We start from the raw sequence: 12,208 nt of genomic DNA, 5'->3' as shown, positions 1-12,208 counted from the left end.
CTTCATTTTGAAAGCGTGTCCTTTGTGTGTTCTGCGGAATTCATGTCGATATCCGCCAGTTCCTTGGGCACATAATTTTCGTCATGCTTGGCCAACAAGCTGTCCGCGACAAAGATGCCGTCGGGGCCAAGCCGGCCGTCTGCAACCACGCCAGACCCTTCAACGAACAGATCGGGCGTAATACCGCGATAGGCGACTTTTTGCGTTTTATCCTTGTCCTGCACGGTAAAGGTGATGGAAACGCCATCGGCGGCGCGGACGATTGAGCCCTTTTGCACCATCCCGCCAAGCCGGATGGCCTTGCCCGGTGCAACATTGGCGCTGGCCAAGGTGGTGGGCGTGTAAAAATACGACGCTTCTTCGCGCAATGCCGCGGCGGCGATAAGGCCAGCCCCTAGCAAGGCGAAAACCGCAATCACGGCGAGCAGCAGGCGTTGATGCTTGGGTTTCATGGCTGTTGCCTCAATTCATCTGCCGACGCCTCTGCACGACGCATGGCAAGATAGCTGGAGATCACAAGCCAGCTGATGCCAACGCCCGTGACAACAAAAGATGCAATGATGAACGGTGCGTGCGGCATCAATAGTCCGCCATCCGGCGCATACGCGCCTCAATCCGCATTTCAGCCAACGCCGTGCGCATCCGCATCAATACCAACGCGCCGAACAACAGGCTGAAGCCCGCAACGGAAACAAAAAGCGGCACCAGATAGGCTTGATCGATGGAAGAGCCGCCCAAGGTGATGCTCGCCTTTTGGTGCTGGCTTTCCCACCAGATGACGGATCGGTTGATGATCGGAATGTTGACGGCACCGATGATGCCGAAAACGGCGGCAACGCGGCTTGTATCGCCCTTCTCGCTCGATGCGTTCGAAAGCGCGATATATCCAAGATAGAGGAAAAACAGCACCAGCATGGATGTCAGCCGGCCATCCCACACCCACCATGTGCCCCATGTTGGCCTGCCCCAGATCGACCCAGTGATCAGGCAAATCGCCGCAAAGGTCGCGCCGGGGACCGCAATCGCGCGCGCGGACACGCCAGCAAGCGGATGGCGCCAGACCAACTGAACGATGCTGGCAATGGCAATGCCGGTCCATCCGCCCATACCCAGCCAAGCGGCGGGCACATGCACGAATATAATCTTTACGGTGTCGCCCATGAGGCGCTCAGTCGGCGTGAAGAACACACCCCACAGGCAAGCCCCGAGCGTCAAAGCGATGCCCAGCCACAACAGCCAAGGCGTGAGTGGCTTTGCAATACGCAAAAAGCGGGCAGGATTGGCGAAACGATGCATAACTCGGCGACGCATCTAGCACCGCCAAAGCGTTACGCCAATGGATTCGGCATCAGCGGCCAATAAGCTTTTGTGCCATATTGTCGGCGACTTCCGCCGGTGTCTTGCCGGTCGAATCACTTTCATTCCAGATTGCCGCCAATCGGCCAGCAATGGCATCAATGCGCCAGTTAATCTCGGCATCGTCAGCATTTTCGATATGGCGCAGCACGTTGATAATACCGCCTGCGTTAATGACATAATCCGGCGCATATAAGATGCCGCGGTCGGCGAGCATCCGACCTTCAGGGCCGGTTGCCAGCTGGTTGTTTGCACCACCGGCCACAGCGCGCACTTTTAGCGCTGCTACGCTTGCTTCGGTCAGCACGGCACCAAGCGCGCAGGGGCTGAACACATCGGCTTCCACCGCCATAATGGCATCGGCCGCAACACTTTGCCCACCCAGTTCACGCGCAAGATCGGCAGCGCGCTGCGCGTCAACATCTGCAAGCGTCAGCTTGGCGCCCTCTGCCGCCAGATAACGCGCGAGCCCGCCACCGACGCTGCCGACGCCCTGAATGGCCACATGGACGCCGTGGAGGTCGTCGGTGCCAAGCGCATGCTTGACCGCTGCCTTGACGCCGAGAAACACGCCACGCGCCGTATATGGACCGGGATCGCCACCTTGGTCCGGAAGTCCCGCAACATGCGGGGTAACCTTGGAAACGGCGACCATGTCCGCTTCGGAAATGCCCACATCCTGCGCCGTGATATATTTGCCGCCGAGCGAGTCGACCGCACGTCCAAACGCTTCAAGCAATTGTTGCGGCTTTGCCCGCTGCGGATTCGCCAGAATGACGGCCTTTCCGCCACCGGCAGAAAGCCCCGCCATTGCGTTTTTGTAGCTCATGCCGCGCGATAAACGGAGTGCGTCGGTAATTGCCGCCTGTGAGTCGGCATAATGCCAGAAACGCGTTCCGCCCGCTGCTGGCCCCAAATGGGTCGAGTGCACCGCAATGACGGCCTTGAGCCCTGTCGCGCGGTCATCAAACACATGGACCGCTTCATGCGAGTCAAAGTCTGGCAAATCCCAAATAGCGGGCATCTCGTCACTCCCAAATACGGACGAATTCATTCCAACGACAGTCGGAATCAAATTACACATCGGCGTAATAATATTACGCAATGCGAATGTCACTCGGATTATGCGGGGGGAATAAATGGGGCGACCGAGGGGTCTTGAACCCCCGACCTCTGGTACCACAAACCAGCGCTCTAACCAACTGAGCTACGGTCGCCATAGCGCCACTAAGGCAGGCGCATTCCTATACTTTGGCCTTAAGATTATCACATGCCGGGCGTCAACCCGGCACGCTGATTATCTTACTTCTTGAGGCTAAGGCCACCAAAGCGCTTGTTGAACTGCGCAACGCGGCCGCCTGTGTCGAGCATACGGCCCGAACCACCGGTCCATGCTGGGTGCGAAGTCGGGTCAATATCCAGAGCCAACGTATCGCCTTCCTTGCCCCAGGTGGAGCGTGTTTCGAAGACGGTGCCATCGGTCATCTGCACCTTGATCATGTGATAATCGGGGTGAATGTCGGCTTTCATATATAATTCCTTTGTTCAGCAACCGGTTTCCGACCGGAAGCCCTAAATTCGGAAGCGCCGCGCATAGCGGTGGACGCCAGTTATAGCAAGATTCAATTATCCGCGAATATTATCAAGCCGGCGGATCGGCGATCATGGCCATAAATTCAGCTTCCGCCGCGACCTGATCCCCCATCATCGCACGACCGGCGAATTTGCAAACCCGCGGACGTTTTTGCACAAATTCGACATTCAGATGCAGCAAACAACCGGGCTCAACTGGCGCACGGAACTTCGCATTGTCGATGGACATGAAATATACGAGCTTACCCGAACCAATCAACCCAAGGCTCTCCATCGCCAAAACGCCAGCCGCTTGGGCCAACGCTTCGACAATCAGCACGCCGGGCATGATGGGCCTTCCAGGGAAATGTCCCTGAAAGAACCCTTCATTGATAGTTACGGCTTTAATCGCGCTGATGCGCTCATCAGGGACAAGCTGTTCAACGCGGTCAACCAGCAACATCGGGTAGCGGTGCGGAAGCACCGACATAACCCGGCGGACGTCATAATTGCTAAAATCAGCTTCGCTCATTCCGCTTAGCGGCTTTCGGGCTGTGCTGCAGGGTTTGCTGGTGCAGCGGCACGAGGCTGAGCCGACGCGGCCTGAGCCGCTTGCATCTGCGCTGCGTTGTTAAACAACTGCTGAATTTGCTGATACAAAGCGCCAATCTGACGCGACGGACGATAGCCGGCAGGTGGTGTGATTACGGCTGCTGGAATAGCTTTGTCCAGTTCAGCGGTAATCGCAGGCGTTACGTCAACGGCTTCAGGTGCCCAAACAAATGCATCTGGTGCCAAGATAACGTTGATTTTCTTTGCAGCAATAACCGCCTGCTGGGCCGCTTCATACTTCAATGCAACCTGCTCGACTGCATATAATTGCGCCAAGATAATTGGCTCTTGAAGCGTATTGATTTCCTTTTGCTTCGCATCCAGCTGCGCCAACAAAGGGTTTTTCGCTTTAATTGCAACGTCCAGTTCAGCCTGCGTCAGTTCTTTATCCTTATTGATATCAAGCTGCACATTGATGTTATTGATTTCCTGACGCTTGGTCTGCATTTGTTGAACGACGGCTGCGTATTGCGCACCGATCTGCTGATACGCAGTGCCGAGTGCCTTTGAACGGGCAATTGCAACCGATGTTTCGGCAGTTGCAATACCGGCTACCTGAGCCGTTGCAGGAGCGGCAATGGCTGTTGCGGACAAAAGAGCTGCCACGATGGCGGTGTTGCGAATTTTCATTAGAATTGAGTCCCTACGTTAAATGTGAACAATTTGGTGTCGTCGCCGGGCTGTTTTAGCAGCGCACGGGCAATATCAAGGCGGAACGGACCAAAAGGTGAGTTCCAGTTTACGCCAAAACCAACCGACACACGTGGCTTCCATGTATCGCCAAAGAACCGCTCTTCGAAACGCAGCGCAGATATGCGTGCCGATCCGTCCGCATTGGTCGCGGTGGTTGACGTCTGCAATGTCCCCATGAAGTCCACAAAGTAATACAGCGGCGCACCTTGCGTACCATCAGACAATATTTCGCGTTGCTGAACCGTCTGCAATATCGGCCGGGTAACGTCAAAAACCGAACCAACATCGAGGAACAATGACGGGCGCAGACCCAATTCCTTGGCACCACTGCCCAGCGGAATCTGAAGCTCCGCACGGCCCATATAATAAGCCCGACCGCCGATTGCGTCGTCCTGAATCTGGTTCCGATCCGTCAATGCCGTATTCACCGCTACGCCGTTGACGACATCGCCTTGAAAGAACACGCGCTGTACCCGTGGACCAACGCCACGAATATCAAAGCCGCGCATCTGTGGTTCACCGAGATAGAAACGGTCGGTCAAACGGACGTCATCAATGCCCAATGACGAAAGACCGCGATTTTCTAGTGGATGGATATACCCGCTCTCAATCGACAGGCCAAACACAAAGTTCCCAAATGGCTTCCAAAATTTGTCCGCGTTAATGCGCGTCTTGACATATTTAACGCTGCCGCCAAGCCCTGCGAAATCCTGACTGATACCAACGCTCTGGCCACGCGTTGGACGGATGCGGTTATCGCGATCATCATATAACAAGGTGTAACCCAGCGATGAAGTCAGGCGTTTGCCCGTGGCATCACAAAGGAAGCGGCCCGCAACGATTGGGTCGCAAGATGCAGGTAACGGACCTGTGCCATCTGGGTCAGTGAAAAACGTGTTTTCATCAAGCGAGATGTCATCTTGGCTGAGGCCATAGCGTGCCTGGAAATAGATATATTCGTTCACTGGCACACCAACGCGCAGCTGAAACCCGGTGGTTGCCTGCTGATAAGTTGTGTTGCGTTGATTGTTGAAGAAGTTGAAGCTGTTCAAATCGCGGCGAAAGATATCGCCGGACACCGCAATCGAACGGTCGAACAGATAAGGTTCAGTAAAACCGATTTCAGCGGATTTCGAATAGGATGAATACGAGATATTCGTGCGCAATTCCTGACCAAGACCGCGGAAGTTCCGCTGCCTGATCGATCCTTGGAAAATGAAGTTTTCAATCGACGAAAAACCGGCCGAAAGCGACAATTCGCCCGTTGCCTTTTCCTCGACATTGGTCGTCAGCACGATGCGGTCGGGCGCGCTGCCCTGCTCTTGCTCGACCTCAAGATCTTCCTGAAAATAGCCAAGTGACTTGATGCGTTCTGCGGTGCGCTTCACCTGAATACTGTTAAACGCATCGCCTTCGTTCAAACGGAATTCACGGCGCACCACCTTGTCTTGCGTCATTGTGTTGCCGTTAATGTCGATACGCTCAACAAACACCCGCGGCGATTCCGCCACGTTGAATGTAATACCCATCGTCAGCGTTTCTTTGTCGCGCTGGAAATCAGGGTTCACGTCGGCAAAAGCATACCCAAATAGACCCGCGGTTTCCGATAGGCTTTCGACCGTATCTTCGACCATCTTGGCGTCGTACCAATTGCCCTTTTTCATGCGCAACGTCGCTGTAAGTCGAGCGGAATCGAAATCGCGGATTTGGCTTTCAACCTTCACATCGCCGAATTTGTAGCGATCGCCTTCTTCCACCACATAAGTGATAATGAAATCCTGCTTATCGGGTGTCAGTTCCGCAATAGCAGATACCACGCGGAAATCAGCATAGCCTTGCGTCAGATAGAACTGGCGCAGCTTTTGTTGGTCAAATGCCAGACGGTCAGGGTCGTAGCTGGTGCCTGAGCTGAAGAAGCGGTAAAAACGTGATTGCTTCGTAACCATTTCGCCACGCAGTTCACCATCGGAGAACTTTTCGTTGCCGATGATGTTGATCTGCTGAACTTTTGACTTGGGGCCTTCAGTGATTTCGAAGACGATATCGACGCGGTTCTGATCCAGCTGGACCAGCTTGGGCTCGACCACGGCAGCGAAGCGTCCCTGACGCTTGTAGAGTTCGACGATGCGCGCAACGTCCGCGCGTACTTTCGAACGCGAGTAAATCTGGCGTGGCGCCAACTTAATCTCAGGTTCGATCTTGTCATTCTTGATGCGCTTGTTGCCTTCAAGAATGATGCGGTTAACCACGGGGTTTTCGCGTACTTCAATGACAACCGCACCCGAATTGTTGCGCACTGCGACATCCGCGAACAGTTCAGTCGCGTACAAGTCCTTCAACGCTTGGTCGGCCGAAACCTGAGTCCAAGGCTGCCCTGTCCGCAAGCGGATATAAGACCGGACCGTATCGGCCTCGAGTCGCTGTGTACCAACAACGGTAATGGAATTGATTTGATCCACCGCAGCCGGCGTGACTGGCTCAGCGGCAGATGCAGGTGGCGTAGCTTGCGCAAATGCGGGCGCCATCATGCTAGGCGCCGCAAGGGCGGTTGAACCCATCAAAAAAATGCCAACGCTTTTGAGGTTGCCGAAAGGTCTACTTTTCATTGTCATCCGATCTGATGTCCGGCCCCCACCGGGAGTTGGCTTATTGCCGCTAAAACAGTTTTGCGTCCCTGCCCCATGCAGCGTCCGCAATCAAGTATGCAATGCCTTCAGCCGCTTTCAAAAAGCCCGAAAGACGCAAGGTCATTAAATGTCACCATAAGCATGAACGCAGCTAGCATTGCGAAACCTGCACGAAAAGCCCACTCCTGCACTTGTGCCGTTGCGGGACGTCTGCGTATCGCCTCAATTCCGTAAAGCAAAAGATGTCCTCCATCGAGCATGGGAATTGGCAGCAAATTCATGAACCCCAAGTTAATCGAGATGAGCGCCGCAAGGCTTATGAACGTCAAAATGCCAAGGCTCATTGCTTCGCCGGAAACTTTCGCGATTTTCAATGGCCCACCAAGTTCGGAAAGCGGACGGCGGCCCGAAATAATCTGCCCAAGGCCCATCATCTGCTGACGCAAAACATTGCCTGTTTGCAAGACAGCGGCCCAGGGCGCCTCCAATATCCCGACTTCCCGGGTTTCAACCTTACTGGCGCCAACGCCAATGCGGCCAATACGGTATTCGTTACCAAAGCGATCGACTTCTTTGACTTCGGCCAAGACGGTTTCTTTTGCCAGCCGCGCACCATTGCGCTCGATTTCGATGGTAACGCGCTCACCGGGGATCATGATGGTCTCGTTCGCCATCTGGTTAAAAGTTTCGATGCTGCGTCCATTGAATTTTAGCACTCGGTCGCCTGGCATCAAACCGGCTTCTGCGGCGGGGCTTCCGGGCTGAACCACGTCCAATACCGGCGGTGTAACCGATTTCCCGAATGCCAACAGAAAGCCCATGAAGATCAGTATCGCGAGCAGGAAGTTCACCGTCGGCCCAGCAAACACGATCAATGCGCGCTGCCACAGCGTCTTGGATTGAAAAGTCTGGTTGCGTTCCGCCTCGGGCAGCTGCCGCCAGCTGTCATCGGCTTGGCTGGACGGGTTCATGTCCCCAGCAAACTGAACAAATCCGCCCAATGGCAACAATCCAATGCGCCACAGCGTGCCGCGCTTGTCTACCCTGCCCCAAATTTGCGGACCAAAGCCGATGGAGAATTTGTCGGCCTTCACGCCGAACCAGCGGCCGACGAAATAATGCCCAAGTTCATGCACAACGACCAAAGACCCGATCAGCGCAATGAACGCGATCAGGGTCAAAAAGATATTGGGTGATTCAGTTGCCACGCGTCAATGTCTCCAATTCACGCCGCGCATAGATGCGGGCATCTGCATCTATGCTGAACAGATCGTCCAGATGTGTGGGCGCTGCCGGTGCATAGGCCGTCAATGTTGCCTCCACCACATTTGCGATATCCAGAAAGCCAATCTGGCCATGCAAAAACGCTTCGACGGCCACTTCATTAGCGGCGTTCAGGATGGCCGGCTTTGCGCCGCCTTCGGTAATGGCCGCACGCGCCAAGCGCAGCGCAGGAAAGCGCACAATGTCGGGCTGCTCAAACGTCAGTTGTCCGATGGTCGCGAGATCCAGCGGCTTGCAGTTCGTGGCCATACGTTCCGGCCATGCCAGCGCGCTGGCGATGGGTATACGCATGTCCGGCGAACCAAGCTGCGCCAGCGTTGAACAATCGTCATACTCCACCATCGAATGAATGACCGATTGCGGATGAACCAAAATGTCGAGCTTATCGAGCCCGACGGGAAACAGATGATATGCCTCAATCAGCTCAAGGCCCTTGTTCATCATCGTCGCGGAATCGACGCTTATCTTTGCGCCCATGTCCCAATTGGGATGCGCGACGGCCTGCGCAGGTGTGACGGCACGCATCTGGTCAAGCGAGAACGACCGAAACGGCCCGCCGCTTGCCGTCAGCGTGATTTTGCGCACATGCTCCAGCTTGCTACCGGCAAGGCACTGGAAAATGGCATTATGCTCGCTATCGACGGGCAATAACGCGGCGCCTGACCGCCGCACCGCAGCCATCATCAGCGCGCCCGCCGAAACCAGCGCTTCTTTATTGGCAAGGGCAACGGTTTTGCCCGCCTGTATCGCGGCCATGGTGGGCGGCAGTCCAGCGCAGCCCACGATAGATGCCATGGTCCAGTCAACATCACGCTGCGCAGCCTCAATGAGCGCCTGTGCGCCCGCAGCCGCTTCGATGCCCGTGCCTTGCAGCGCATCTTTAAGCGCCGGATACGAAGCCTCATCAGCAACCACCGCCAGCTCTGCGCCGAATTCAATGGCAAGCTTTGCAAGCGCAGAAGCATTGCTATTGGCGGTCAGGGCGACGACGCGATAGGCATCACGGTGCTGACGCACGAGATCGAGGGTGGAGAGCCCCACAGAGCCAGTGGCCCCGAATATCGAAACGCTGCGTGTCATCGCTAACTGCCCATTACGCTTTGCGATATGGTGATCAGTCCAGCGACAAATGCGACGGCAATCAAACCGTCGGTACGATCAAACAAGCCACCATGACCCGGGATAAGCCCTCCGGAGTCCTTTACCCCTGCCCGTCGTTTCATCCAGCTTTCGAAAAAATCACCTATTTGGGCAACAATGGCAAGTGCAGCGCCGGTCAATGCAAGGCGCTGCCAACCATAAGTCAGATAAACATCGCCATCGCCCGCGTTGCCGCCCCTGAATGCGTAAATCGCGGCCTGAATAGCGATCATCATCAAGCCAGCGCCAACCATTCCACCCAGCAAACCAGACCATGTTTTCGACGGGCTAATGCGCGGCGCAATTCTTGGCCCGCCGAATGTCCGCCCCGCGAAATATGCGCCGACATCAGTTCCGATGACACCGGCGATGAGCATGATTGTGGGCGTCATTCCAAAAAACGGCGCGCTAAACAGCAGCAACGTGAAGCAAGCGAGCCCAACGTACAAAAGCCCGCCAACAAGCCAGATGATACGCGCGGACATATTGCGGGCAAACGCAAGCGCGAGCTTTGCAAATTCCCAGTACACGCCCAACCCGACCAAAAGGATCAGCGCCATAAACGCATAGCCACCCAGCCAGATCGCGCCGATGGCCACTGACATCATGGCAACGCTTGACAATGTCCGCACGCCTAAGTCGGAACGCGGCTTCAGCAACGGAACGATCTTATCGGTCATCGGCCACCATAACGTCGCTCTCGCGTCGAAAACTCGGTCAAAGCTTGTGCGAGTTCATCCTTGCTGAAATCGGGCCACAGCGTGTCTGTAAACCAGAACTCCGCATAGGCTGCTTGCCACAGCATGAAATTAGACAACCGCTGTTCGCCCGACGTCCGGATCAAAAGGTCTAACGGCGGCAGACCTGCGGTGTCCAAATTGGCTTCGATAGATTCTACGGTAATCTCACCCTGCGCAGCAGCGGAACGGGCCGCGCGCACAAGCTCATCCTGCGCACCATAATTCAACGCAACGGCCAGCGTCGTGCGCGTGTTCTGTGACGTTCTCGCAATCGATTCTTCAAGCATTTCCACAATATCGGGCGCTAATGCTTTGTAATTTCCTATTATCTTTAAACGAACATCATTGGCAGCAAATTCATCGAGATCCGATTTGATGAATTCGCGCATCAACCCCATCAGGTCGTTGATTTCATCTTCCGGACGTTTCCAGTTCTCGCTCGAAAACGCATAGAGGGTAAGTGTTTCCAAACCCAACTCGCCCGCTGCCCGCACGATTTTGCGAACGGTCTCAACACCCCTTTTGTGCCCCATCGCCCGCGGCAACATGCGCTTTTTCGCCCAGCGCCCGTTGCCATCCATAATGATAGCAACATGCCGCGGCATTTTTCCGGTGCCTGCCTCAATGCGCTCAGTTTGGGAACCGTTGGTCAGCATTATGATTGACCTGCCGCCCCGCAAAACATTGTCATCCCCGACTTGATCACGGGGCCATGGTCTAAGTCATCAGCGTTCACTGACAACTTTGGCCATGAATTCCCGCTTTCGCGGGAATGGCACAATGTCTTTAGAGGGACTTGCGCCAATATCACTGGCTAAGGATTTCCTTTTCCTTGTGCGCAGCGGCATCATCAACGGCCTTGATCATCTCGTCGGTCATCTTTTGAACTTCCGTCTCTAGCCGTTTGCGATCGTCTTCGCTGATTTCCTTCTTATTCTCGTCGGTCTTCAGCCCGTCATTGGCATCGCGGCGCACGTTGCGGATCGCAATTTTCGCCTTCTCCGCATATTGACCTGCAAGCTTAGCCAGCTCTTTGCGGCGCTCTTCGGTCAAATCGGGAATAGGCAAACGCAATGTCTGGCCATCCGTAATCGGATTCAGGCCAAGGCCCGCCGAACGAATAGCCTTTTCAACCGGGGTCACGTTTGAACGGTCCCAGACCTGTACCGACAACAGCCGCGGCTCAGGCGCGCTGACCGTTGCAACCTGGCTCAATGGCATGTGTGCGCCATATACTTCGACCACCACGGGGTCGAGCAAGGTTACGTTCGCACGGCCCGTGCGCAAACCGGAAAGGTCGCTCTTAAAAGAATCAACAGCGCCTTTCATGCGGCGCTCGACATCAGTCTTGTCATATTGCGGCATGATTCAATTTCCTTCGCTTGTTACCACAGTAGAAGTGCCGCTTCCGTCCAGCACTTTCAAAATATTGCCCTGTTCGCGGATGGAGAACACCACGATTGGAATGTTGTTGTCACGGCAAAGTGACACGGCGCTCGCGTCCATAACCTTCAGATTATCTGCCAAGACCCGGTCGTAACTCAATGTTTCATAACGGGTTGCTGTCGCGACCTTCTTCGGATCGGCATCATAGACACCATCGACCGAAGTCCCTTTGAACAAAGCATCGCACTGCATTTCAGCAGCACGCAGCGCAGCGCCGCTATCGGTCGTGAAGAATGGCGCACCAACGCCGGCGGCGAAGATCACGATCCGGCCTTTTTCAAGATGACGTTCTGCGCGGCGGCGAATGACAGGCTCGCACACCTTGTCCATTTCGATGGCAGACTGAACCCGTGTGGGAACACCAAGCTGTTCGAGCGCATTCTGCATGGCCAAAGCATTCATGACCGTCGCCAGCATGCCCATATAGTCCGCTTGTGCGCGGTCCATGCCCTTGGCAGCACCAGCCATTCCGCGGAAGATGTTGCCACCACCGATAACGAGGCACAGTTGCAGCCCGGTATCCTGGGCAGCCTTCACTTCTTCGGCCACGCGCGCGACGGTATCTGGGTCAATGCCATAGGCCTGATCCCCCATCAGCACTTCGCCCGAAAGCTTAAGCAATATACGACGATAGCCGTGCGCGCTCATAATGTCCCTCGTCCCGATACAATAATGGCGCCCAGCTATAGGAGCCGCGCGCCACATCGCCAAGGCTTTATCCCCGTCATCTGACGGGGA

General features: G+C 55.3%; 14 protein-coding genes and 1 tRNA gene. All 15 read right to left on the bottom strand.

Annotated elements, in window-relative coordinates; genetic code table 11:
- Positions 1-2: 2 nt before the first annotated feature.
- Entirely contained in the window at positions 3-452 is a 450-nt protein-coding gene (ccmE, locus tag GGR91_RS04195) for a cytochrome c maturation protein CcmE (protein ID WP_183940334.1), read from the bottom strand.
- Positions 449-580, bottom strand: a complete 132-nt coding sequence (gene ccmD, locus GGR91_RS04190) for a heme exporter protein CcmD (RefSeq protein WP_183940332.1) — start codon at positions 578-580, stop codon at positions 449-451. Before ccmD ends, ccmE begins: the two co-directional genes overlap by 4 nt.
- Positions 580-1,296 carry a heme ABC transporter permease CcmC gene (gene ccmC, locus GGR91_RS04185; RefSeq protein ID WP_183941548.1) on the bottom strand — a complete coding sequence of 239 codons (717 nt, stop codon included), beginning with the start codon at positions 1,294-1,296 and terminating at the stop codon, positions 580-582. Before ccmC ends, ccmD begins: the two co-directional genes overlap by 1 nt.
- A gap of 52 nt (positions 1,297-1,348) precedes the next feature.
- Positions 1,349-2,380, bottom strand: coding sequence for a Leu/Phe/Val dehydrogenase (locus tag GGR91_RS04180; protein WP_183940330.1), 1,032 nt, complete (start codon positions 2,378-2,380; stop codon positions 1,349-1,351).
- A 116-nt stretch (positions 2,381-2,496) separates the two neighbouring features.
- A tRNA-His gene (locus GGR91_RS04175) sits at positions 2,497-2,573 on the bottom strand.
- An 85-nt stretch (positions 2,574-2,658) separates the two neighbouring features.
- Complete coding sequence (gene rpmE / locus GGR91_RS04170) at positions 2,659-2,886, bottom strand: 50S ribosomal protein L31 (RefSeq protein ID WP_125230382.1); 228 nt, start codon at positions 2,884-2,886, stop codon at positions 2,659-2,661.
- Positions 2,887-2,998: 112 nt separating this feature from the next.
- Positions 2,999-3,460: a 3-hydroxyacyl-ACP dehydratase FabZ gene (gene fabZ, locus GGR91_RS04165; RefSeq protein ID WP_183940328.1), complete on the bottom strand. Its 462-nt coding sequence runs from the start codon at positions 3,458-3,460 to the stop codon at positions 2,999-3,001.
- Positions 3,461-3,465: 5 nt separating this feature from the next.
- On the bottom strand, positions 3,466-4,170 hold the full coding sequence (locus tag GGR91_RS04160) for an OmpH family outer membrane protein (protein ID WP_183940326.1): 705 nt from the start codon (positions 4,168-4,170) through the stop codon (positions 3,466-3,468).
- Positions 4,170-6,761, bottom strand: coding sequence for an outer membrane protein assembly factor BamA (gene bamA, locus GGR91_RS04155; RefSeq protein ID WP_246337040.1), 2,592 nt, complete (start codon positions 6,759-6,761; stop codon positions 4,170-4,172). The genes GGR91_RS04160 and bamA overlap by 1 nt, the downstream gene beginning before the upstream one ends.
- Positions 6,762-6,946: 185 nt before the next feature.
- Positions 6,947-8,068 (bottom strand): RIP metalloprotease RseP, encoded by a 1,122-nt coding sequence (rseP, locus tag GGR91_RS04150; protein ID WP_322788765.1) that lies wholly within the window; start codon positions 8,066-8,068, stop codon positions 6,947-6,949.
- The gene (locus GGR91_RS04145; RefSeq protein WP_183940322.1) at positions 8,058-9,224 is read right to left on the bottom strand and encodes a 1-deoxy-D-xylulose-5-phosphate reductoisomerase; all 1,167 of its coding nucleotides are present in this window, start codon (positions 9,222-9,224) and stop codon (positions 8,058-8,060) included. The genes rseP and GGR91_RS04145 overlap by 11 nt, the downstream gene beginning before the upstream one ends.
- Before the next feature lie 2 nt (positions 9,225-9,226).
- Entirely contained in the window at positions 9,227-9,964 is a 738-nt protein-coding gene (locus GGR91_RS04140; RefSeq protein WP_183940320.1) for a phosphatidate cytidylyltransferase, read from the bottom strand.
- Positions 9,961-10,680, bottom strand: coding sequence for a polyprenyl diphosphate synthase (uppS, locus tag GGR91_RS04135; RefSeq protein ID WP_246337039.1), 720 nt, complete (start codon positions 10,678-10,680; stop codon positions 9,961-9,963). The genes GGR91_RS04140 and uppS overlap by 4 nt, the downstream gene beginning before the upstream one ends.
- A 151-nt stretch (positions 10,681-10,831) precedes the next feature.
- Positions 10,832-11,389 carry a ribosome recycling factor gene (gene frr, locus GGR91_RS04130; protein ID WP_183940318.1) on the bottom strand — a complete coding sequence of 186 codons (558 nt, stop codon included), beginning with the start codon at positions 11,387-11,389 and terminating at the stop codon, positions 10,832-10,834.
- Between the two features lie 3 nt (positions 11,390-11,392).
- Positions 11,393-12,118 (bottom strand): UMP kinase, encoded by a 726-nt coding sequence (gene pyrH / locus GGR91_RS04125; RefSeq protein ID WP_183940315.1) that lies wholly within the window; start codon positions 12,116-12,118, stop codon positions 11,393-11,395.
- Positions 12,119-12,208: the final 90 nt, after the last annotated feature.

Origin of the sequence: Sphingorhabdus rigui, from assembly GCF_014196595.1 — a bacterium.
Taxonomy (GTDB): Bacteria; Pseudomonadota; Alphaproteobacteria; order Sphingomonadales; family Sphingomonadaceae; genus Sphingorhabdus_B; species Sphingorhabdus_B rigui.
The sequence above is the reverse complement of the archived record's forward strand: the minus strand, read 5'-3'. Positions and strand labels throughout refer to the sequence as shown.